Consider the following 21,241-nt stretch of genomic DNA (forward strand, 5'->3'; position numbering starts at 1 on the left):
ATTCGGGGATGGTACAGCATATGAAGGCTACGGGGACTCGGTGTGCTTTCTCGTCCAACGGCCCGCGTCGCGGGTGTTGAATTTATGCATCACGCGGTCGTGGGCTTCGGTCAAGTCGATGCCGAGGGAATTGGCGAAGCAGAGCACGATGAAGAATACGTCGCCAAGCTCCATTTCGACGGAATTTTCGGCCTCGTCCTTGCGCTTGGGCTTCTCGCCGAACCGGTGATTCACTTCCCGGGCCAGCTCCCCGACCTCCTCGGCCATGCGGGCCAGCAAGGCAAGCGGGGAAAAATAGCCTTCCTTGAACTGGGTGATGTAAGCGTCCACCTCGCGCTGGATATCCGCCAGCGTCTTCTCGGCGAGAACGCGTCCGGCGATCCCGGAGTCTCCCATGTCATCGGTTCCTTTCCCATCAGGTTTTATCCCTATGTTAGCGTAAGACGTTTCTGAAAACAAATCCATTTTTCGTTCCGTCTTTAGTCCGGAGGAGGTTACCGAACATGAAGTCCCGTTTCTGGTCCCACCTGCGCATATGGAGCCAACTTTCGCTCGGCACCGCTTTATACGCGTTCGGCCTGCAATATTTCATTTTGCCGAACCGATTAATGGAAGGCGGCGTCACCGGGATCGGCGTCATCCTCAATTACGCCGCCTCGGTGCCGGTATCGCTTTCCACCTTGGTCATCAACCTGCCGCTGTTTCTTCTCGGCTGGCGGCAGCTGGGGCGGGGCGCGATGGGCCTCACGGTCGGCGGTACGGTGCTCCTCTCCTTTTTCCTCTGGGTGATGGAACGGGCGGTTCATATCGGTTGGATCGTTCCGTTTACGACGGACCGCGATTTTATCCTGGTCGTCCTGTACGCGGGGCTGACGCTCGGAACGGGTCTCGGGCTCGTGTTCCGCGCCGGTGGCACGACCGGCGGGGTGGACATCGTGGCCCGGATACTGCAGAAGCACACGGGCTGGAGCATCGGGCAGCTGATCCTCACCTTCGACGTGCTGATTTTGGGCACTTCCTTGATATACGTCCCGAAGGAGAAAATTTTATACACGCTGGTATCCGTCTTTATCTCCTCCAAAGTCATCGACTTCATCCAGGAAGGAGCCTATGCCGCCAAAGCGTTCACGATCATCAGCGACGAACCGGAACGGCTGGCCGAGTCGATCACGAGGGAGCTGGACCGAGGCGTCACCCTGATGCCCGCGGTCGGCGCGTATTCCAAAGACGCCAAAACGGTCGTGTACTGCGTCGTCAGCCGATTCGAAATCCGCAAATTAAAAAGCCTCGTTCGTCACCATGACAAACGGGCTTTTATCGTGATCAGCGACGTTCACGACGTTCTGGGGGAAGGTTTCCGCGAGGAGTGACGGGCGTTGCGTGCTTATAGCGCTGCCAGCCGGCCCAAGACAGGATCGACACGATGAACGTTCCCATGAACGCCGGCCAGCCCCAGGACGGACCCGCCGCGGGGGCGATGAACGCGGTATCCGCGGCCTGCTGGCTCGGGAACAACCCTTCCAGCGCCTCGCGCATGGCGGGAATGAGGGTTTTCCTGAGCCTCGAATCGGTGGTTTTCGCTTTCAGCACCCTTTCGGCATAACGGAGTACCGAATCGGCTCTCTCGATCGCATAAGGTTCGGCATGAAGCATCGCTGCCGTACGGATCAAGGCGTAGTGACCCTGAATGCGTTTCAGAAGCCCCGGTTCTTCGGATCGCCTGCCGGGAACCGCCATCGCCTCCTCCAACCCGCGTAGATCGTCGGACAGGACGGTGCGGTACCGGTGCCACATCGGCTTGTCCGGGTGGACCAAGGCGTCGGCCGCCAGCCGGATTTCCGCGGAGGCGTTCCGCCATCCTTCGATGTCCGCTTTCGCCGACGCGACGGACCGCTTCAATTTCGCCACGCTGCCGGCGAGCGCCTCTACCCCTTCCGCCGAAGCGACCTGCTGCATCGGCAATCCGCGCAGCAACACGTCCGCGTCCTCGGTATATCTGCGAACGGCGGCCGCATCCCCGTCCAAAGCCGCAGCGTACAAAGCCTCCGCGGTGCGGAGAAACGTTTGCGGAGCCGACGGTTCCCCTTGCGCTGCCGCGCCCGCCGAATGAATCGACAGCATCCATACTCCCGCGGCGATGGCCGCCGCCATAAGCGACCTCCAAAACACGGACATCCCCTCCTTCCCTTAACGGTATGAGGGGATGTCCATATTTAGAACGAGCCTTCCGTTTCGGATCCATTACGAAGGGATCGGCGTTTTCGCGTCCGCCGGCAAGAAACGCGCGGCCCACGCCGCGAGGACGCTGAGCGCCGTAAGCGCCACGGTGAAAACGCAAACGGCCGTCAGATGGGGATCAAGCTCCTCCGGCAAATAAGGATAGACGCCGAACGTATAGTCCACCGCATCGTTCAGGAACGTCCAAACAGCCGCCCCAGCGAGCGCCGCAAGCCCGAAGCGGAAAAATCGGGCGTACAACAGCGCGCAAATCGCCATCGCCGTATGGCCGATCATCAGCATCCAGGAAGCCCAGTCCAGCGGCGTTCCTTGGGAATAACCGGCGAGAATGATCGCCGTCGCCCAAATGCCGTATTTGACCGAGGTGACGACGCCCAGCGCTTCGATCACGCCCCGCAGTCCTCGAATCCAGCGGTTGGCGCCTTGGCGGTAAGGACTCACCCAAAGCCAGAGCACGCCTAAAGCGAACCAGAGGGAGGCGGTCGGACTGTCCGGCACGAAAACGATTTGCCAATGCGGATGTTCGTTCCAGGTTTTGACCAATTGGTCTTGATACCAATAATACCCGTAAACCGTGCCCGGCAAATAAATGATCATCATCGGCCAGAGAATGGCCGGATGCATGAGAAAAGCCCTGGACCAATACCAGCGAAGCTCCAACCTTCATCTCTCCTTGCGGGTTCCGGCGAATGCCCGGCCGCGGACTTGGCATCGACTTCGCGTAAACGATTCCCCGCTTTCGATTGCCGCAACAACGAAATAGCGGCACCGAAGTGCCGCTATAGGTTCAAGCCTATCGATTACTGCGCGGCTTCGGCTTTTTGCTTCTCCAGCCAAGTCGCGATTTGGTCGATCTGATCGGAAGACAGCTGATCCTTGAACGCCGGCATCGCGCCGTTGTTCCGACCGTTGGTGATCGTTTCCACGAGCTGTTCCTTGTTCAAGCGGTCTCCGACGCCGCGGAGCGCAGGGGCGTTGCCGCCTTCCAGTTCGCCGCCGTGGCAGGCGATGCACTGTGCTTCCTGCATCGTCTTGAACGCCGGATCGTCGGCCGCGACCATCGCCGGGATGTTCTCTCTGCCCGGAACCGGACGGGGCAGGCCTTTCTCCACCGCTTCGCGCGCTTTCTCTTCCCGCTCGATATGCTCGGGAATGACGCCGTTGATTTTCAGCTCTTCCTGATAGTGGTTCCAGGAGAACCAAGTCAGGTAGACGATGGCGACCAGCGTCAGCCCCATCAAGGACGAAGCGATCGGCCGGCGGTAGAAGCGGCGCTCCTTGCCGGTGTCCAGGAACGGAGCCAGCAGCAAGGCAACGAACGGCAGGCCGGACATGCAGACGACGCCGAATCCCACGTAGCTGCCGGAAGTGTACGGATATTTCAGCAGCTGATACAGGAACAGGAAGTACCAGTCCGGCATCGGGATAAAGGAGCCGTTGAGCGGATCCGCCGGATAACCGAGCGGAGCCGGTTCGGCCATGACGAGAACCAGGAACCCGACGAGTACGACGACGCCGACCATCCATTCCTTGAGCAGGAAGTTCGGGATGAAGGCTTCGGATTTGCCGGGGAAAGCCGTATAATCCGGCGGAGCGACATTCGAGCGGTCCCGCTTGCGGATCCGCGAATCGCCCACGTAGACGATTTTTTCATTCGGATCGTGATGATGTGCCATCGGTTCTTTTGCCACTCCTCTCTCTTACAGCGGCCCCGAAATGCCCTGTTTGCGAATCATGAAGAAGTGAGCGGCAAGCAGCGTCAGCAGCGCGCCGGGCAGGAAGAATACGTGGATCGCGAAGAACCGCGTCAGCGTCTGCGCGCCTACGATCGTTCCGCCGTTCATCAGTATCTTGATGTATTCGCCGATCCAAGGCACGGAGCCGGCAATTTCAAGACCGACCTTCGTGGCAAAGTAGGCTTTGTTGTCCCAAGGAAGCAGGTAACCCGTGAAGCCGAGACCCAGCATCACGAAGAAAATCAGCATTCCGACAACCCAGTTCATTTCGCGCGGCGCCTTGTAGGAGCCGGTGAAGAAGACGCGAAGGGTATGTAGGAACATCATGACGATCACGAGGCTCGCGCCCCAGTGGTGCATGCCGCGCACGATCGCGCCGAACGCGACCTGATGCTGCAAGTAGTCGACGCTGTAATAAGCGTTGACGATGTCCGGAACGTAGTACATCGTCAGGAACATCCCCGACAAAATCTGGATGACCGTGATAAAGAACGTCAAACCGCCGAAGCAGTAAACGAATGCGGAGAAATGGTGCGCCGGGTTGACGTGCTCCGGCACTTCATGGTCGGCAATGTCTCTCCACATCGGCGTGATGTCCAGACGTTCGTCGATCCAGTTATACATGCCTTTCAACATGAGACGAAACGCCCTCCTTCTACTTCACGTGCTGGTTCGGTTCCAACGGTCCCAGGTACACCCAGCCGTTATCCACTTTCACCTGATACTCGTCCAGCGGCTTCGGCGCGACCTTGAGGTTCTTGCCGAGCTTGTCGTACTCGGCGCCGTGGCAAGGACATAGATAGTGATTCGGGATTTCCTTGCCGAATTTGCCGATCGTGCAGCCGAGATGCTTGCAGATCGGAGACAAGGCAAAAACTTTCCCGCTGTCGTCCTTCGCAATCCATGCTTGCATCTTCGGATCGCTCTCGTACCAGCCGTCTACCTGGTGGACTTTGAATTCCACCTGCTGCGGCTCGCCCGTTACTTTGCTTTCCTCGATGACTTTCACGAAATTACCCTTTTGTTGCGGTTGCAAAAGGGGATCGACGGCAAAGCGGATCATCGGCAGGACGGCTCCGCCGGCCATGAATGCTCCGGCTCCCCCAAGGGTGTACGACAGGAATTGTCGACGAGTCATCTCTTTCCGCTTGACCGGCTTGTGCACGGTTTCTTGCTGCTCCTTGTGGTCCATTTTCCAACCCCCTTCGCCCAAACAAACTCGCGTCCCGCGCGGACTTTTCCCTTTTGTTGACAAGGACATAACTATAATAGCCCACGCCATATGGAGCGTCAAGAACGGTTGGGTTCCGTTTCCGCCTTTGCCGCGAAAGGTCCGGCTAAAATGTTCTCAAATTGTCACAATTCACCGCATCCGCACTGCCTTTGGTTTACCCCAAACAGGCCAAACTATGCGCCGCCCGGCCTTCCGGTTATGGGGCGTCTCCCGCGCTTGCGGCCGGGCGTTTCCACAGCTCCGACACCGCTTTGAACAACGCGTCGGGATCGGGTTCTTCTCCTTCGCGTGACGGCTGCACGACGAGATCGGCCCCCGCGTCGTCCCCGACGAACCCGGGTTTGCCGCAGACGAGGATCACGTAGCGGAATCCGGCGGTTCGGCAGCGGCCGCACAGCTCTTTCAGCTTGTCCGATGCGGCGTCGTAGTGGAGGGCGGGCAGCGTCACCGTCCGTCCTTTGAAGGCTTTCTCCAGAGGAAGCAGCCAGTCCCCGGTATCCGCTGCCCGCTCCGCCATCTCCCACGGGGCTTCGAACCCCGCCAGCCCGGTGACCGGAAGCAGGCACGTGTCCATGTAGGGCTGCAGATCGGGCCAGGAAGCTTCGGTGAGTTCGCTGAATTTCATTTCGGCTGTCATCCTTTGCATGCAGGTTGGCATCTACCAATACCATCCTACTTCAAATGGCCGCCGATGGAAAGACAACCGGGGGGGCTTGGCACGGCCGGCGTCCGAAAAAACCGCCCGGATCCCATCCGGACGGTCCCCTCCTTGCGTCTTCGGTTGGATGGATTCCCCGTACGCTTACGAGCCGATCGCCTTCAGCTCGTCGGTCAGCTGCCTGAACCGCTCGGAATCCCCCTGGGCAAGCGCTACGTCAATCTCTTTGTAGATCGTTTCCGTCCGGTATTTGCGCAGCGCTTCGTCCAGGATCATCTCAGCCGCCAACCCCAACATGGTCTCATAGGCGACTTTCATGTTATCCATTGGTTGCACCTCCGAAATCCGGCTACTAAAGCATATTCACCGGGAGAATTGCCGCCCCGTACGATGGCCCTGCTGACAATCATTGTATCCCCGCCCATTTCCTGCTCGGCTCGGCGATCGGGCGGTTCAGACATGGGGAAAAACCCCGTCATCCCACCGCTGCGATTCCCGATCGGGGACATTGACGCCCGTGACGACCGCCTTGCCCTGAGGGGTCATGCGGACCACCGTTTCGCCGGTCTCCGTCTCCCCCCAGCGCAGCAGCCCCAAATGCATCATCATCCGCAAAACGCGCAGCTCCAGTACTTCCTTTTCTTGATCATAGTAATAGGGACGGACGATCGGCTGCAGCACCTCGTAAAGAGACGACACCGTCGTCCACGACCCGGCCAGCCGGGCCACCCATTGCACGAGCGCCGCCAAGTTGGCGACGGGCTTTTTGTACAGCCGCATCCAAAACCGGTACAACCGCGCCGGATCGAACGGTTCCGGGCTTTCCGCCGCCGCCAATCCCGCTTCGGTCACCGTCAGCCGGTCCGGGTTTTCGCGGATCATGCCCTCGTGAAAAGCGTAATCGTAGAGCAGCGAGAAACGGTCGGGATAATCGCGGAACCTTCTGCCATAGCCGAAACGCCATCCGGCCTTTCCCGGCACTCCTTCCCCGACCGACATCAGTTCCAGCGCCTGGCCCAATTGCCGCTTGTACATGTAGCCTTCCGAGGTCAGCGGGACGTCATGGTCCCGGACGTAACGGAGAAACGCAACCAGATCGTCCGCGAGCAGCCCCCGTTCGTCCCGGTAGGCCGGAGGCTCCTGCCGGACGTCCAGACGCTGCGAGTATCGGTTCTCCAACGCCTCGCACAATCTCCGCTTGACGTCGTCCGGCACTTGATAGAGGTACCGGGTTTGCTGGGAGAAGCCGTTGAACAGCCACCCGTACCGTTTGAACCGGCTGATCGTCTGCCTTGCGGCATCCTCGGCCGTTTCGGGCTGTTCCGCTTTCGCGGCGGCGTTTTTTTTGCGGGATCGCGATCCTTTCGCGGGTTGGGCGGGCGGAGCCGGCGGCACGTTCGGCTCCGCCGCCGCCTTCAGGACAAGCGTGCCGTCCGCCGCCATCCCCCCTGCCCGGGCTTTGAGCTCTTCCAAGCTGTATGACGCCCGGGTATCGAATAGGAGGGAGTTCAGAAAACGGAGATCGTCCGCGTTCATTTCCTCCACCCGGCTCTCGAGCGCGTCCCGGCGTTGGATGACGGTGAGGATCGACTGGATCAGCTCGTTTTTGGAGTGGCTGCCGCACCCGCAGTCGTACGTCCGGGCGATTCGGGTCAACTGATCGATATCGGCGTAGCACAGCATGTCCGCCAGGTTCATCGGCAACCCCCGCTTCCGGATGATTTACTTGCCAGTATCGGTTCATCCGGGCCGGTTTAAACGTGCTTCCCGCTGCGGTGCCGCAACGCGGGGACTAGACAAACGGCGAGCGAGAACGTGGATATAGAAAAACCTCCAATGCCGCGAATGACGCGGAACCGGAGGTCGTTTGCGAATTCCATTACCCGGCGGCGCCTTCAGCCAGGTGGGAGGTGCAATTGTGCAGCAAGGGGATCCAGCCGCCTTCGCCGGACCGTTCGAGCACGGTGAGCGAAGCGTTCTGGAGATGGTCGTCATGCAGTCCGGGGCACATCAGATGCAGCATCCGCGCCAGGAAGCTGCCGTGCGTCACGACGAGCCAAGCTTCGCCCGAATGGCGGGCCGCGAAATCCGAGAGAAAATCCGTTCCCCGTCGCAGTACGGCTTCGTCCGTTTCCTGATCCGGAACGAGGCTTCTCCAATCGTCGCCCCAACGAGACAGCCTCTCCTCCAGCGTCGTTCCTTCCGCCGAACCGAAAGCGCGTTCCCTCAACCGCGCGTCCGTACGAAGCGGGATGCCCAGATGTTCCGCGACGATCCGCGCCGTGTGGGAGGCCCGGCTCAAATCGCTGGACACGATGCCGTTCCAGCTCCCTCCGTCCCGAACCAGCCGCCGGGCAAGCAATTCCGCCTGCCGGATCCCGTCCAGGCTTAAAGGAATATCGGTCGTTCCCTGGATTTTGCCAAGATAGTTCCACTCCGTGACGCCGTGCCGAATCCATCCGATGCGGGTTTTCCGTTCACTCATGAGCGAACCCGCGAAAACCAGTTCAGAATCAGCAGCATCATGATCATGCCGAGGAGCGACAGCGCGACCCAATACTCCGGCATGACCGGGGAGACGTGCAGCGCATAAACGTCGCTGAGGCTGGCGACGGGAACGTCCACCGTCTGGAAGCCGGAAGACAGCGACCCGGTGGCATCCAGTACTTCCGGCGTATCGTTGCCGGCGGTCATGTGTTTCCACGCGGTATAAAGGAACGAACCGCAAAATACCGCCAGCAAGGCGGCCAGCACCGCGGCCACCTTCTTCCGGAACCCGCTGGAGAAGGCATAGGTCCGGCGCGCCGCCGGCATATACCACGCCTGTTCGGAATAAATCCGGTCCATGACCTGGCGGTTCAGGCTGTCGGAGACCCAGGTCCTCTCCAGCTCGTCATCATCGAGCGGCAAACCGCGGATCAGCTCCGCGCTCTCCTCCCACAGCCGGAATTGCTCCGCGCAATCCGCGCAGCCCGCCACGTGCAGATCGACGGCGAGGCGCTCGGGCGAATCTTCCGGCAAATCCCGGTATATGCCGAGCCATTCCGTGACCTGTTCACAGTTCATCGCAGTTTCATCTCCTCGTACTCCTTCATCATGACCGGCTCGTTGAAGTACGATTCCAATTGCGATTTCACGCTCGCTCTGGCCCGAAACAACAACGATTTGACGGAACTCACCGTCTGATCCAGGATGTTGGCGATTTCCTGATAATCCAAACCTTCGTACTCCCTAAGAATAAGAGCGGAACGCTGTTTTTCCGGGAGGCTGTTGATCGCTTCCCGGACTTTCAGCGTTTTCTCGCTGCGCAGCAAGCTTTGTTCCGGGCCCGATTCCGCAGGCGCGGCCGGTATGTAGGCGGTATCGTCCAGGGACACGTGCGCGGTCTTCTGTTTGCGGAGCTCGCTGAGCACCGTATTCCGCGCGATCGTATACAGCCAAGTCGAGAACGAAGCGTCGAGCTCGCGGAAAGAGTGCAAGCTTCTGTAGGCTTTATAGAAAGCTTCGGAGCAGAGGTCCTCGGCCATGGCCTCCAGCTTGGCGCTTCTGAGCATATGGTAAACGAACGCCAATATCTTCTTTTGATATCGGCTCATCAACATGGAATATAATTCCACGTTGCCGTCTTTGATTTCCCGAATGAGCTGGGAATCGGTCATCATGATCCGCGACCCTCCCCCTTTCAGGGTGACGTTCGCAGCCGGTTCCAACCATTATACCGGCCAAAAACGAAAAAGTTGCGCCTTCGTCAGCGAAGTCGCTGGAGCTACCCATATTTTTACAAAAGATATCTTCATTCTAACACATAAAAGCGCCGCATGAATTTAAATATTTCTCAAAATCCTCATCATTACAGGAGATATTGCCTTATTTTACAGGGAAAACCGAGAGAAACCTAGCGGAAAATTTTCCAACGGCTCGTTGTCCCGAAACCTGAAAACGGGGCATCCTCGTGTTATGTCCGCGAATGAGCGTTAGGCTGCCTGTTGTCGTGAATGCGCCACCGGTCATCGGCAAGTTGCTCCTAGGGAGCTTGATTTAGGACGTTCCCAGTGGCTTGACAGAACTCCTCGGCACGGGACAGTAGGCGTTAAGACGTTCTCGGCGACTTAACGGGACTTCCCGGCACGGGACAGCGGGCGTTAAGTCGTTCTCGGCGACTGAACGGAACTTCCCGGCACGGGACAGTAGGCGTTAAGACGTTCTCGGCGACTTAACGGGACTTCCCGGCACGGGACAGCGGGCGTTAAGTCGTTCTCGGCGACTGAACGGAACTTCCCGGCACGGGACAGTAGGCGTTAAGCCGTTCTCGTCGACTTAACGGGACTACCCGGCACGGGACAGCAGGCGTTGAGCCGTTCTCGGCGACTTAACGGAACTTCCCGGCATGGGACAGTAGGCGTTAAGTCGTTCTCGGCGACTTAACGGAACTTCCCGGCACGGGACAGTAGGCGTTAAGTCGTTCTCGGCGACTTAACGGAACTTCCCGGCACGGGACAGTAGGCGTTAAGTCGTTCTCGGCGACTTAACGGAACTTCCCGGCACGGGACAGTAGGCGTTAAGTCGTTCTCGGCGACTTAACGGAACTTCCCGGCACGGGACAGTAGGCGTTAAGTCGTTCTCGGCGACTTAACGGAACTTCCCGGCACGGGACAGTAGGCGTTAAGTCGTTCTCGGCGACTTAACGGAACTTCTCGGCGCGGGACAGCGGGCGTTAAGTCGGTCTCGGCGACTTAACGGACCTTACCGGCATGGGACAGCAGGCGTTAAGTCGTTCTCGGCGACTTAACGGAACTTCTCGGCGCGGGACAGCGGGCGTTAAGTCGGTCTCGGCGACTTAACGGACCTTACCGGCATGGGACAGCAGGCGTTAAGTCGTTCTCGGCGACTTAACGGAACTTCCCGGCACGGGACAGTAGGCGTTAAGTCGTTCTCGGCGACTTAACGGAACTTCTCGGCGCGGGACAGCGGGCGTTAAGTCGTTCTCGGCGACTTAACGGAACTTACCGGCATGGGACAGCAGGCGTTAAGTCGTTCTCGGCGACTTAACGGAACTTCCCGTCATGGGACAGTAGGCGTTAAGTCGTTCTCGGCGACTAAACGGAACTTCCCGGCACGGGACAGTAGGCGTTACGTCGTTCTCGGCGACTTAACAGTCGTTTCCCCCGGAGCGAGACAGAATCAGCCGGCCCTAAGACCTAAGCGACCGTTCGGCGGGATCGATTTGCGGTTCCACCGGACAAGCCGCGCCGGGACAAAAAAAATCCACCCTCTGGAGGGTGGCTGCACAGAGTGCCAGTATTGGATAGGAGTGGAGAGAAACCATACTGTACTTTTATTATATGTATCCGTTTTCATTTTGTCAATAAGCGTTTTCATAAAGGAATATCCGTGCCGATTTCGTCACTTTTCTCGACTTTGCCATTAGCGTCACTCTCCTCCAATAGCCTCCGCATGTAGCACCACACACTCGATTTTGCAGTTCTTGCCATTCAAATGTTAAAATAACGTACCTCATACGCTATTTCGCCGACCCTGCCGGTTCAACCGCTGAATTAACGTACCTCATACGCTATTTCGCCGACCCTGCCGGTTCAACCGCTGAATTAACGTACCTCATACGCTATTTCGCCAACCCTGCCGTTCAACCGCTGAATTAACGTACCTCATACGCTATTTCGCCGACTCTGCCGTTCAACCGCTGAATTCACGTATCTCATACGCTATTTCGCCGACCCTGCCGTTCAACCGCTGAATTAACGTACCTCATACGCTATTTCGCCGACCCTGCCGGTTCAACCGCTGAATTAACGTACCTCATACGCTCTTTCGCCGACCCTGCCGTTCAACCGCTGAATTCACGTACCTCATACGCTATTTCGCCAACCCTGCCGTTCAACCGCTGAATTCACGTACCTCATACGCTATTTCGCCGACCCTGCCGCCTAGTCGCCGAAACGATGCACCAAGCGCGAAATTGCAGGTCTTCCCCCATCCTCCGCAGTCGTCAATTTCTTGTTGCGATCCGTCCGAACGACTTCGATTTAGAAATAGGCTGCACTGAGATGACCTAATTATTGGTTTTGATGAAGGCTGAAACCAAAAAATAGCTTGCGGACAGCGCATTCGCCATTCGTCCGCAAGCTTTTTCTTCTCAATAATGCACGGAGTACTGAAGGGACTTCAGCAGTTCCACGGCGCGCTGCAGGTCCCCTTCCTCGCGGAACGACAGCCGCAGCACCCCGGGTACGTCCTCCCGGCTTTCGATGATGTGCAGGTTGCTCAAGTTGATGCGGGCTTGTCCGAGCTCCGTCGCGATTTTGCCGATGATGCCCGGGTGGTCCGGCACGTCCACGTAACATTCGTAAAGGGAAGTGATCACGCCTTTGCGCCGTTCGGGCAGACGGCCGCGAAACTCGCCGGCCCGGCGGAACGCTTCCGCCACCCCGTCCCCGTCTGCGTTCTCGAGCATGGCGCGGAAACCGTCCATTTCGTCCCGCCAGTCGTCGAGCAGCTTGAGCAGCACTTTCCGGTTGCGGATCAGGATGTCCCGCCACAGCAGCGGATCGCCGCTGGCGATCCGGGTGATGTCGCGGAAGCCGCCCGCCGCCAAGCTGGCATACAGATCGTTCGAATCGTTGTACCCGGCGACCTGGTTGACCAAGCCGACCGCGATGATATGCGGCAAATGGCTGATCGCGGCGACGACGTCGTCGTGAAGTTCCGCGTCCATCTTCACGATGTGCGCTTTCGTCCAGCGGAGCAGCGCTTCCAGGCGCGACAGCGCTTCGCCCGGCGTGTCCTCCGTCGGCGTCAGCACGTAAAACGCGTTCTCGAACAAATACGAGCTGGCGGCTTCCACGCCCGTCCGCTCGGAGCCGGCCATCGGATGGCCGCCGATGAACGCGGCTCCGCTCTCCCGAAGCTTCTCCCCGTGCCGGACGACCGACGCTTTCGTACTGCCGACGTCGGTCACGACGCAGCCGGGCTTCAAGGGCAGGCGGGCCAACTCGTCCACGTAATCCTCCAGCCGCCCCACCGGGACGCAGAGGAAGAGGAAATCGGCGTCCTTCGCCGCTTCCTCGACGGAAACGGTCGCTTCGTCGACCACGCCCCGCTCCACGTATTTCCGCACCGAGGAGGGATTCACCGAATGGCCGACGACCGTGACTCCCGGCTTGTCTTTGAAGCACAGCGCCAGCGATCCGCCGATCAAGCCGACGCCGAAAATCGCGATCCGGATCGGATCGCCCTGCCGAAAACCGCCCTCACTCATGCGCGCGGCACCTGGTCTTCCCGCAGGACCGCCTCCAAGGCCGCGATCAGCTTGCCGTTCTGGTCCGGACTGCCTACCGTGATGCGGATATGGTTCGGGTAGCCTTTATGGCCGGGGCGAACGATCACGCCTTTGCGCAAGAGGGCGTCGAACACTTCGGTCGAGGGCCGGCGAACGTCCACCAATACGAAATTGCCGTGCGCGGGGAATGAATCCAGCCCCAGCCGATCGAACGCCTGCTTCAGAACTTGCCGTCCCTCATGGTTCTTCCGGCGGCATTCCCCCACGAACGCCTGGTCCTCCAGCGCCGCCAGCGCGGCAGCTTGAGCGAAACGCGTGGTGTTGAACGGCAGCCGCACGGGATTGATCGAGCGGATGACCGAAGCTTCTCCGATCCCGTACCCCACGCGAAGGGAAGCGAGCCCGTAAATTTTGGAGAAAGTCCGCAGCACGACCAAATTCGGGAACCGCTTGAGCAGCTCCAAGCCGTTCGGGTACGCGGGATCGGTCACGTATTCGGCATAAGCTTCGTCCAGCACGACCATGACGGAAGACGGAACGCCGGTCAGGAACGATTCCAGCTCGTCCCGGGTCACGATCGTGCCCGTCGGGTTGTTCGGATTGCAAATCCAGACGATTCTCGTGCGCTCCGTCACTTGGGCGAGCATGGCGGGCAGGTCGTGTTTGCCGTCCTTCATCGGCACTTCGATCGTTACGGCGTTCTCGATCTCCGCGTGGTGCCGGTATTGCGAGAACGTCGAAGCGGCCATGACCGTCTCGTCCCCGGGCCTCAGATAAGCGCGGGCGATCATCATGATGACCTCGTCCGCACCCGCTCCGAAAATGACTTGATCGGGATTGACGCCGTAATGCCGGGCGACCGCCTCGGTCAGCTTGATCGACGCTCCATCCGGATAAACCGATATATTCGCGGCTTCGCGGGCGATCGCTTCCTTCGCCTTCGGCGAGGAGCCGTACGGATTTTCGTTGGACGCCAGCTTGATGACTTCGGCGAGTCCGAGCTCGCGCTGGACGTCTTCGACGGGTTTGCCCGGCTGGTATGCCGGCAGATGGACGATGTTCGGTTTCGGTTGCATGGCGGTGGCCTCCTGTTCCCTTTCATGAAAAACGGAGCGTTGAACGCTCCGCATGGACATTCGATGATTTTATTGTGACACATGAGCTGATCCCTGTACAGACGAAAAATGCGGCACGGGTGCGGGACGCTGCGGCTATACCGTACGTTGCGGCTTCAGCCCGGCGATGAAATTCCGGACGGCCGCGATGCCCGCTTCCTTCTCGGAAGCCTCCGCGGACTCCAGCTGCGGCAGCGTTTCTTCGACCTTGCGCACGATGGCGCTGCCGACGATGACGCCGTCGCAGACGCCGGAAAACCGTTCCGCCTGCTCGCGGGACGAGATCCCGAAGCCGACGCAGATCGGCACGCGGGAAGCTTTGCGGACCGCGGCCAGGAACGAATCGATTCCTTCATGGAAGGTGGTCCGGACCCCGGTGACGCCAAGAGACGACACGCAGTACACGAAGCCGGTCGCCCGGGAGGCGATCCGCTCCACCCTCGCTTCCGACGTCGGGGCGACGAGCGGGATCAGGTGGATGCCTGCCCGTTCGGCCAGCCTCCTCGGCTCTTCGTCTTCTTCCATCGGCAGGTCGGGGATGATGGCGCCGCTGAAGCCGTTCTCCTTGAGCAAGCCGAAAAAGCGCTCCAGTCCGAGCTGCAAAGCAGGATTATAATACGTGAAAATGATGAAAGGCATCTTGACGCCCCGGCTGCGGGCTTTGGAAGCCACTTCGATGCAATCGGTCAAGGAGATACGGCTGCGCAGAGCCCGCTCGGACGCCCGCTGGATGACCGGACCGTCCGCGAGCGGGTCGGAGTAGGGAACGCCGAGCTCGATCATGTGCGCTCCGGCTTCCTCGGCCGCCTGCACGAGCGCGACGGACGTTTCCAGATCGGGATCTCCCATCGTCAGGAAGGGGATGAGCGCCGTCTCACCCGTACGTTTGAGCTTTTCGAACACTTCGTCGATGGCGTTTGGCGTGATGACCGCGCTCATGCGTGAGGCCCTCCTTCCGCTTCGTATTTCATGATGGACTCGACGTCCTTGTCTCCCCGGCCGGACAGGTTGATGATCAGGATTTCGTCCGGTTTCATCGTCCGGCCCGTTTTCAAAGCCTGGGCAACGGCGTGCGCCGATTCCAGCGCCGGGATGATGCCTTCCGTCCGGGACAGCAGCTTCAGCGCTTCGAGCGCCTCCAGGTCGGTGATCGGCACGTATTGGGCGCGTTTGATGTCTTTGAGATACGAATGCTCCGGTCCGATGCCCGGATAGTCCAGCCCCGCGGAAATCGAATGGGCCGGCAGCACTTGGCCTCCTTCGTCCTGAAGAACGTAGCTCATGGAGCCTTGGAAAACGCCGGGGCGCCCCTTCGTCATCGTGGCCGCGTGGAATTCGGTATCGACGCCGCGTCCGGCCGCTTCCACGCCGATCAAGCGGACGCTTTCGTCGCCCACGAACGGATGGAACATGCCGATCGCGTTGCTGCCGCCGCCCACCGCCGCGATGATCGCGTCCGGCAGCCGGCCCTCGGCTTCGAGAATCTGGTCCCGCGTCTCCAGCCCGATCACCCGTTGGAAATCGCGGACCATCATCGGGTACGGATGCGGTCCGGTCGCGGAGCCCAGGATGTAATACGTGTCGTTCACGTTGCTGACCCAGTACCGCAGCGTTTCGTTGCAGGCGTCCTTCAGCGTGCGGGTGCCGGACATCACGGGAACGACTTCGGCTCCGAGCAGCTTCATCCGGAACACGTTGAGCTGCTGGCGGATCGTGTCTTCCTCGCCCATGAACACTTTGCACTCCAGGCCGAGCAGCGCCGCGACGGTCGCGGAGGCGACCCCATGCTGGCCGGCTCCGGTCTCGGCGATCACCTTCGTTTTGCCCATCCGTTTGGCGAGCACGGCTTGACCGATCGCGTTGTTGATTTTATGGGCGCCCGTGTGGTTGAGATCTTCGCGCTTCAGGTAGATTTTCGCGCCGCCGACGTGGCGGGTCAGCCTCTCGGCGTAATAAAGCGGCGTCGGCCGCCCGGAATACTGCTTGAGCAAATAGCGGATCTCCGCGAGAAAATCCGGATCGTCCTTGTACCGGTTGTATGCTTCTTCGAGCTCGATGAGCGCGTTCATCAGCGTCTCCGGCACGTATTTGCCGCCGAACGGGCCGAAACGCCCGTGCAGATCGGGAACGACTTGTTGACTCATGCTAGGTTCACCCTTTCCGCGAATGCGGCGATTTTGCCGCTGTCTTTCGTCCCGTCCGTCTCCACTCCACTCGATACGTCCACGCCGTCCGGCCTATAGGAGGAGATCAACTCGCCGACGTTGTCCGGCGACAGCCCTCCGGCCACGAACAAGCGCAGGCCGTGGCGGCGGGCTTGTGCCGCGTAAGCGGGGATCAGCTCCCAGCGGAACGTCCGCCCCGTGCCTCCTCCGGCCGTATCGATCAACACCGCGGAAACGGCACCTTCGTACTCGGCCAGGCGTTCCGGCCCTGCCGGGACGCCTTCCTCCTCCGCCGCCATCGCGCGCCACACCTCGACGCCGAACCGCCGCCCGATTTCGCGGCAGTATGCCGGCGTCTCCCGGCCGTGCAGCTGGACGACGTCAAGCGGCACGGCCGCCAGCGTGCGCTCCAGCTCTTCCGGCGTCGGATCCGCGAACACGCCGACCGTCCACGGCGGATTGCCGTCCCTCATGGACGTCCGCATCGCGGCGGCGCGCAGCCTGCCCGCCTGCTCCGGCGTCACGCGGCGCTTGCTCGGCGCGAATACGAAGCCGACGTAATCGACGGGAAGCCCGTCCATATCCCGAACCGTCGCTTCCTCCCGCAGCCCGCAGATTTTCACCAGCGGCCGCGCTTTGCTCTCCGTCATCGGGACGCGCCTTCTTCCCTCGGCGCCGCCGGCCCGAGCAGCCGATTCACCGCTTCGCCGGGATCCGGCTGGCGCATGAAGTGTTCGCCGATCAGGACGGCCGACGCGCCGGCTTTGCGAACGAAAGCGATATCGTCCGGCGTGGAAATCGCGCTTTCGCTCACCGCGACGGCGGACGAAGGCATCAGCCCGATCAGCTCTTCCGTCACCCGGAGATCCGTCTCGAACGTATGGAGATTCCGGTTGTTGACTCCGATCAACGTCGCCTCCCCAAACTCCAGAACGGTCTCGAGCTCCTCCCGGTTGTGCACCTCGACCAATACGTCCAAGCCGAGGTCCCGGGCCAGTCGATGGTACGAGGCCAGCTGCTCCGGGGTCAGGATCGCGGCGATGAGCAGCACCGCGTCCGCCCCGATTAGCCGGGCTTCGTAAATTTGCAGCCCGTCGATCGTGAAATCCTTGCGGAGCAGCGGAACCGGGACGGCCTCGCGGACTACATTCAAATATTCGTTGCGTCCTTGGAAATAATCCGTATCCGTAAGTACGGAAATGCAATCCGTCCCCGCGTCCGCATACGAACGGGCTAACGCCGCGGGATCGAAATCCGGCCGGATCAAGCCTTTGGACGGACTTGCCTTCTTTACCTCCGCGATCAGGCCGACCGGACGGCGCCTCCGCCGCAGGGCGTTCTCGAAGCCCCGGCAAGCCGGCAGCGCCGCGACTTCTTTCTCCGCCCGGGCGATCGGCAGCGATTCCCGAAGGACTTCCACTTCGCGCCGTTTCGTGGCGACGATGCGATCAAGAAACATGGCTCAGTTCTCCCGTCACGGCGATCCATTGCCGCAGTTTTTGTTCGGCTTTGCCGGAATCGATCATCTCGGCGGCCAACCGCACGCCATCCCCCAGCGTCGGGGCCAGATCCGACACGTAGATGCAGGCGCCCGCATTGAGCAGTACCACGTCGCGGTACGGGCTTTTCTCCCCGCCCAGCACCCGGCAGATAATCTGCGCGTTCGCCAGCGCGTCGCCGCCTTTCACCGCGCCCAGCGGCACCGTCGACAAGCCGAGTTCCTCCGGCGTGATGTCATACGTCCTCACGGCACCTTCCTTCAGCTCCGATACCTGCGTCGGCGCGGACAGGCTGATTTCGTCCAGCCCGTCGTGGCTGCCGACGACCATCGCCCGCTTAAGGCCCAGCCGGCCTAACACGGAAGCGACGGCTTCCGTGCGCGAACGGTCATACAGACCGATCAGCTGGCGATCGGCGCCCGCCGGATTGGCGAGCGGTCCGAGCATGTTGAAAATCGATCGAACGCCGATTTCCTTCCGCGGAGCCGATGCATGTTTCAGCGCGGGATGATAGAGCTGCGCGAACATGAAGCAGATGTTCTCGCGCGCCAGGCATTCGGCGGCTTGCTCGGGCGTCAGCTCGATGTTGACGCCGAGCGCTTCGAGCACGTCCGCGCTGCCGGCTTTGCCCGACATCGCCCGGTTGCCGTGCTTGGCGACGCGGGCCCCCGCGGCCGCCGCGATGACGGCCGAGGTGGTGGAGATGTTGAATTTATGGATGCCGGATCCCCCGGTTCCGCACGTGTCGAGCAGGTTAACGTTCTCCGTCCGAACGCGGTTGGAGAAGGAGCGCATCGCTTCGGCGAAACCGGTGATTTCGTCCACCGTCTCTCCCTTCATGCGCAGGGCGACCATGATCGCGCCGATTTGGGCCGGCGTCGCTTCGCCCTTCATGATTACCGTCATGATATGGAAAGCTTCGTCCCTCGTCAAGTCGCGGCCCGACGTAATCGCGGCCAGCCCCTGCGGCAGCGTGAAAGCTTCCGCTTTGTTTGCAACCGTTGCGTCCATGTGAATCTCCTCCCGTTCCCCGATTAATCGTAATCCAGGTTCGTCCGGCGGTCTCCGGCCGTTGCCAGCGGCGGGAACGCCGCTTCCGCCGCGCGGATCGCTTTCAACAAAGCTTTCGCCTTATTGACCGTTTCCTCGTATTCCTTCTCCGGCACGGAATCCCATACGATGCCGGCTCCGGCTTGCACGTAAGCTTTCCCGTTCTTGAAAATGATCGTCCGGATCGTAATGCACGTATTGAGGCTGCCCGAAAAGCCCAGATAGCCGATCGCGCCGGCGTAGGCGCCTCTCGCTTCGTTTTCCAGCTCCGCGATGATTTCCATCGCCCGCAGCTTCGGCGCGCCCGATACCGTTCCGGCGGGCAGGCAGGACAGGAAGGCGTCGAAGAAATCTTTGTCCTTCCGCAGCCTCCCGATCACGTTGGACACGATGTGCATGACGTGGGAATACCGTTCGATCTGCATGTAGCTGTCGCATTTCACGCTGCCGAATTCCGACACCCGTCCCAAATCGTTGCGCCCGAGGTCGACCAGCATAACGTGCTCGGCACGCTCTTTCTCGTCGGCCAGGAGCTCCCGCTCGAGCGCTTCGTCCTCCTCCGGCGTGCGGCCACGGGGCCGCGTTCCGGCGATCGGCCGCGTCTCCAGCTTGCCGTCGTCCACCTTGACCAGCGCCTCGGGCGAAGTCCCGACGATCATTTCGTCGTCCAGCTTGAGGCAGTACATGTAGGGCGAAGGGTTCATCGTGCGCAGCACGCGGTACACTTGCAACGGATCGACGTCCGTCTCGATGTGGAAGCGCTGGGAGAGCACGACTTGGAAAATGTCGCCGGCCCGGATGTATGCTTTGGCCTGCTCGACGTTCGCGATGTACTGCTCCTTCGTCAGGTTGGACTCCACTTGACCCAAGTCCGGATCGTTCGGCGGAGCGCCGCGGGACGGTGCTTGCGGAACGGGCTGCCGCAGCCGCCGGATCACGGATTCGATGCCCTTCTCCGTCTCCAGGCAGGCAGCCTCGATCTCCCGGTCGGTCGCCCCGTCCTTGACGTGGACGTTCCCGATCACCTGCACCTGCTGCTTGAAATGGTCGAACACGATGATTTTGTCGCAAAACAGGAAGTGCATGTCGTCCATGTTCAAATCGTCCTTGCGGTGCGCCGGCAGCTTCTTCTCGTAATATTGAAGCAAATCGTAGCCGAAAAAGCCGATCGCGCCGCCGGTGAACGGGGGCAGCTCCGGCAGCGCCGGACTCCGGTACGCTCTCAGCTTTTCCCGGATGAGCTGCAGCGGATCGCCGGTTTCCCGTCTCTCGACCGTTCCGCCCTGCTCCAGCGTGACTTCCCCGCGCTTCAGCCGGATGACGAGGAACGGGTCCGTCCCGATGAACGAATAGCGGGCCCACTTTTCTCCGCCCTCCACGCTTTCCAGCAAGAAAGCCCGTTTGTCCCGCCTGAACTGCTGAAACACCCGGATCGGGGTTTCCGTGTCCGCCATGAGCGTTCTTGCGATCGGAATGACGTTATACGCGCCTGCCAAAGCGATGACTTGCTGCAGCTCCTTCGGATCCATTCCATCCACTCCTTTCTTTTTCCCCCAAAAGTGACGTTAAGCTTTGCAGCCTATTCCGATTACTTTTGGGGGAGCCCCCTGTTTTAAAACAAAAAAGCATCTCTGCGTCGCAGAGATGCCGCGGATTCATGCATGTGCCATGCCGGTTGCCAAGGACAACCCGGAAAAACGCCGCTATCCGGTACGCCGTTGGCGCATTCGGACCGGTGTTTCTGCTCAGCTCGGCTCCACTCCGCTAAACTCTGCTCCGCCTCTCGCGTAAGTGATCGTCCCTCCGGCCGACCGTTCCGCGCAGCGTATTGGTTTCAATATAGCATGACGCTTCTGCCCCGTCAACCGCGGGAATCCGCGTTACGCTCCGGACAAGTCCGGCCGAAGCACGCGCGCTCCGCCCAGGTAGACATGGCGGATCTCCGACTGCGATGCCTCGGTGTTCACCAGCACCATCAGGCGGATGCAGCGCTCCAGGCCCCCCTTGACGGGAATTTCCATGGAGCACATCAGCGGCACGAGCTCCCAACCTTCCATTTGCCGAATGGCCCTGGCCGGAAACGTCGCGTCCAAGTCCTGCGTCACCGTAACCCAGACGCAGGCGATATCCTCCGGCTGGAACCTGTTCGCCGCTACGATCTCGTTCAACAGGACGATGGTGGCGTCCAAAATCGGCAACTCTTCGTTCGCGTCCACCGTAATGGCGCCGCGGATTCCCCTCGTGTACAT

22 protein-coding genes are annotated in these 21,241 nt (G+C 60.4%); 1 reads left to right on the forward strand and 21 read right to left on the reverse strand.

Translation table 11 applies throughout. The annotated features are described in order from the left end of the window. Positions 1–27 precede the first annotated feature (27 nt). Positions 28–396, reverse strand: coding sequence for a nucleotide pyrophosphohydrolase (locus tag PTZ19_RS00860; RefSeq protein ID WP_276351565.1), 369 nt, complete (start codon positions 394–396; stop codon positions 28–30). A 107-nt stretch (positions 397–503) separates the two neighbouring features. Here PTZ19_RS00860 and PTZ19_RS00865 point away from each other — a divergent pair, with 107 nt between their 5' ends. Next, on the forward strand, positions 504–1,370 hold the full coding sequence (locus tag PTZ19_RS00865) for a YitT family protein (protein WP_276351567.1): 867 nt from the start codon (positions 504–506) through the stop codon (positions 1,368–1,370). Here PTZ19_RS00865 and PTZ19_RS00870 read toward each other — a convergent pair. From PTZ19_RS00870 to aroH, 20 genes are all read right to left on the reverse strand, one after another. Then, a complete protein-coding gene (locus tag PTZ19_RS00870) occupies positions 1,324–2,169 on the reverse strand; it encodes a sporulation protein YpjB (protein WP_276351569.1) in 846 nt (281 codons plus the stop codon). The genes PTZ19_RS00865 and PTZ19_RS00870 overlap by 47 nt on opposite strands. Positions 2,170–2,241: 72 nt before the next feature. Beyond that, positions 2,242–2,898 carry a DUF1405 domain-containing protein gene (locus PTZ19_RS00875; protein WP_276351571.1) on the reverse strand — a complete coding sequence of 219 codons (657 nt, stop codon included), beginning with the start codon at positions 2,896–2,898 and terminating at the stop codon, positions 2,242–2,244. Between the two features lie 140 nt (positions 2,899–3,038). Continuing rightward, entirely contained in the window at positions 3,039–3,914 is an 876-nt protein-coding gene (locus PTZ19_RS00880; RefSeq protein WP_276351573.1) for a c-type cytochrome, read from the reverse strand. Between the two features lie 24 nt (positions 3,915–3,938). Then, on the reverse strand, positions 3,939–4,610 hold the full coding sequence (gene qcrB / locus PTZ19_RS00885) for a menaquinol-cytochrome c reductase cytochrome b subunit (RefSeq protein WP_276351576.1): 672 nt from the start codon (positions 4,608–4,610) through the stop codon (positions 3,939–3,941). Positions 4,611–4,629: 19 nt separating this feature from the next. Next, positions 4,630–5,166 carry a QcrA and Rieske domain-containing protein gene (locus PTZ19_RS00890; RefSeq protein ID WP_276351578.1) on the reverse strand — a complete coding sequence of 179 codons (537 nt, stop codon included), beginning with the start codon at positions 5,164–5,166 and terminating at the stop codon, positions 4,630–4,632. A gap of 238 nt (positions 5,167–5,404) precedes the next feature. Then, positions 5,405–5,833, reverse strand: coding sequence for a DUF2487 domain-containing protein (locus tag PTZ19_RS00895; protein WP_276351580.1), 429 nt, complete (start codon positions 5,831–5,833; stop codon positions 5,405–5,407). Positions 5,834–6,010: 177 nt separating this feature from the next. Further along, positions 6,011–6,193 (reverse strand): IDEAL domain-containing protein, encoded by a 183-nt coding sequence (locus tag PTZ19_RS00900; RefSeq protein WP_276351583.1) that lies wholly within the window; start codon positions 6,191–6,193, stop codon positions 6,011–6,013. Positions 6,194–6,319: 126 nt separating this feature from the next. Then, on the reverse strand, positions 6,320–7,564 hold the full coding sequence (locus PTZ19_RS00905) for a hypothetical protein (RefSeq protein WP_276351585.1): 1,245 nt from the start codon (positions 7,562–7,564) through the stop codon (positions 6,320–6,322). 181 nt (positions 7,565–7,745) lie between these two features. Further along, entirely contained in the window at positions 7,746–8,351 is a 606-nt protein-coding gene (locus PTZ19_RS00910; RefSeq protein ID WP_276351587.1) for a histidine phosphatase family protein, read from the reverse strand. After that, positions 8,348–8,932 carry an anti-sigma factor family protein gene (locus PTZ19_RS00915; RefSeq protein WP_276351589.1) on the reverse strand — a complete coding sequence of 195 codons (585 nt, stop codon included), beginning with the start codon at positions 8,930–8,932 and terminating at the stop codon, positions 8,348–8,350. The genes PTZ19_RS00910 and PTZ19_RS00915 overlap by 4 nt, the downstream gene beginning before the upstream one ends. Next, positions 8,929–9,525, reverse strand: coding sequence for an RNA polymerase sigma factor (locus tag PTZ19_RS00920; protein ID WP_276352275.1), 597 nt, complete (start codon positions 9,523–9,525; stop codon positions 8,929–8,931). The genes PTZ19_RS00915 and PTZ19_RS00920 overlap by 4 nt, the downstream gene beginning before the upstream one ends. 2,495 nt (positions 9,526–12,020) lie before the next feature. After that, positions 12,021–13,142: a prephenate dehydrogenase gene (locus PTZ19_RS00925; RefSeq protein ID WP_276351591.1), complete on the reverse strand. Its 1,122-nt coding sequence runs from the start codon at positions 13,140–13,142 to the stop codon at positions 12,021–12,023. Further along, a complete protein-coding gene (hisC, locus tag PTZ19_RS00930) occupies positions 13,139–14,239 on the reverse strand; it encodes a histidinol-phosphate transaminase (RefSeq protein ID WP_276351593.1) in 1,101 nt (366 codons plus the stop codon). Before hisC ends, PTZ19_RS00925 begins: the two co-directional genes overlap by 4 nt. Positions 14,240–14,374: 135 nt before the next feature. Beyond that, positions 14,375–15,217: a tryptophan synthase subunit alpha gene (trpA, locus tag PTZ19_RS00935; protein ID WP_276351595.1), complete on the reverse strand. Its 843-nt coding sequence runs from the start codon at positions 15,215–15,217 to the stop codon at positions 14,375–14,377. After that, positions 15,214–16,422: a tryptophan synthase subunit beta gene (gene trpB, locus PTZ19_RS00940; RefSeq protein WP_276351597.1), complete on the reverse strand. Its 1,209-nt coding sequence runs from the start codon at positions 16,420–16,422 to the stop codon at positions 15,214–15,216. The genes trpA and trpB overlap by 4 nt, the downstream gene beginning before the upstream one ends. Further along, complete coding sequence (locus PTZ19_RS00945; RefSeq protein WP_276351599.1) at positions 16,419–17,093, reverse strand: phosphoribosylanthranilate isomerase; 675 nt, start codon at positions 17,091–17,093, stop codon at positions 16,419–16,421. Before PTZ19_RS00945 ends, trpB begins: the two co-directional genes overlap by 4 nt. Beyond that, positions 17,090–17,902 (reverse strand): indole-3-glycerol phosphate synthase TrpC, encoded by an 813-nt coding sequence (gene trpC, locus PTZ19_RS00950; RefSeq protein WP_276351601.1) that lies wholly within the window; start codon positions 17,900–17,902, stop codon positions 17,090–17,092. The genes PTZ19_RS00945 and trpC overlap by 4 nt, the downstream gene beginning before the upstream one ends. Then, positions 17,892–18,953, reverse strand: a complete 1,062-nt coding sequence (gene trpD / locus PTZ19_RS00955; protein WP_276351603.1) for an anthranilate phosphoribosyltransferase — start codon at positions 18,951–18,953, stop codon at positions 17,892–17,894. Before trpD ends, trpC begins: the two co-directional genes overlap by 11 nt. A gap of 23 nt (positions 18,954–18,976) precedes the next feature. Beyond that, positions 18,977–20,521, reverse strand: coding sequence for an anthranilate synthase component I (trpE, locus tag PTZ19_RS00960; RefSeq protein ID WP_276351605.1), 1,545 nt, complete (start codon positions 20,519–20,521; stop codon positions 18,977–18,979). Between the two features lie 351 nt (positions 20,522–20,872). Then, positions 20,873–21,241 carry a chorismate mutase gene (gene aroH, locus PTZ19_RS00965; RefSeq protein ID WP_276351607.1) on the reverse strand — a complete coding sequence of 123 codons (369 nt, stop codon included), beginning with the start codon at positions 21,239–21,241 and terminating at the stop codon, positions 20,873–20,875.

It is taken from the genome of Cohnella caldifontis (assembly GCF_029360585.1).
Taxonomy (GTDB): domain Bacteria; phylum Bacillota; class Bacilli; order Paenibacillales; family Paenibacillaceae; genus Cohnella; species Cohnella caldifontis.

What these genes read in the sequence shown, in the direction of transcription:
- aroH (WP_276351607.1), bottom strand. Translation starts at nt 21,241, where the DNA reads ATGTACACGAGGGGAATCCGCGGCGCCATTACGGTGGACGCGAACGAA.
- PTZ19_RS00945 (WP_276351599.1), bottom strand. Translation starts at nt 17,093, where the DNA reads ATGACGGAGAGCAAAGCGCGGCCGCTGGTGAAAATCTGCGGGCTGCGG.
- PTZ19_RS00915 (WP_276351589.1), bottom strand. Translation starts at nt 8,932, where the DNA reads ATGAACTGTGAACAGGTCACGGAATGGCTCGGCATATACCGGGATTTG.
- trpE (WP_276351605.1), bottom strand. Translation starts at nt 20,521, where the DNA reads ATGGATCCGAAGGAGCTGCAGCAAGTCATCGCTTTGGCAGGCGCGTAT.
- qcrB (WP_276351576.1), bottom strand. Translation starts at nt 4,610, where the DNA reads ATGTTGAAAGGCATGTATAACTGGATCGACGAACGTCTGGACATCACG.
- trpB (WP_276351597.1), bottom strand. Translation starts at nt 16,422, where the DNA reads ATGAGTCAACAAGTCGTTCCCGATCTGCACGGGCGTTTCGGCCCGTTC.
- PTZ19_RS00900 (WP_276351583.1), bottom strand. Translation starts at nt 6,193, where the DNA reads ATGGATAACATGAAAGTCGCCTATGAGACCATGTTGGGGTTGGCGGCT.
- PTZ19_RS00890 (WP_276351578.1), bottom strand. Translation starts at nt 5,166, where the DNA reads ATGGACCACAAGGAGCAGCAAGAAACCGTGCACAAGCCGGTCAAGCGG.
- PTZ19_RS00865 (WP_276351567.1), top strand. Translation starts at nt 504, where the DNA reads ATGAAGTCCCGTTTCTGGTCCCACCTGCGCATATGGAGCCAACTTTCG.
- PTZ19_RS00925 (WP_276351591.1), bottom strand. Translation starts at nt 13,142, where the DNA reads ATGAGTGAGGGCGGTTTTCGGCAGGGCGATCCGATCCGGATCGCGATT.
- trpC (WP_276351601.1), bottom strand. Translation starts at nt 17,902, where the DNA reads ATGTTTCTTGATCGCATCGTCGCCACGAAACGGCGCGAAGTGGAAGTC.
- PTZ19_RS00920 (WP_276352275.1), bottom strand. Translation starts at nt 9,525, where the DNA reads ATGACCGATTCCCAGCTCATTCGGGAAATCAAAGACGGCAACGTGGAA.
- hisC (WP_276351593.1), bottom strand. Translation starts at nt 14,239, where the DNA reads ATGCAACCGAAACCGAACATCGTCCATCTGCCGGCATACCAGCCGGGC.
- PTZ19_RS00910 (WP_276351587.1), bottom strand. Translation starts at nt 8,351, where the DNA reads ATGAGTGAACGGAAAACCCGCATCGGATGGATTCGGCACGGCGTCACG.
- PTZ19_RS00905 (WP_276351585.1), bottom strand. Translation starts at nt 7,564, where the DNA reads ATGAACCTGGCGGACATGCTGTGCTACGCCGATATCGATCAGTTGACC.
- trpA (WP_276351595.1), bottom strand. Translation starts at nt 15,217, where the DNA reads ATGAGCGCGGTCATCACGCCAAACGCCATCGACGAAGTGTTCGAAAAG.
- trpD (WP_276351603.1), bottom strand. Translation starts at nt 18,953, where the DNA reads ATGGACGCAACGGTTGCAAACAAAGCGGAAGCTTTCACGCTGCCGCAG.
- PTZ19_RS00860 (WP_276351565.1), bottom strand. Translation starts at nt 396, where the DNA reads ATGGGAGACTCCGGGATCGCCGGACGCGTTCTCGCCGAGAAGACGCTG.
- PTZ19_RS00895 (WP_276351580.1), bottom strand. Translation starts at nt 5,833, where the DNA reads ATGAAATTCAGCGAACTCACCGAAGCTTCCTGGCCCGATCTGCAGCCC.
- PTZ19_RS00880 (WP_276351573.1), bottom strand. Translation starts at nt 3,914, where the DNA reads ATGGCACATCATCACGATCCGAATGAAAAAATCGTCTACGTGGGCGAT.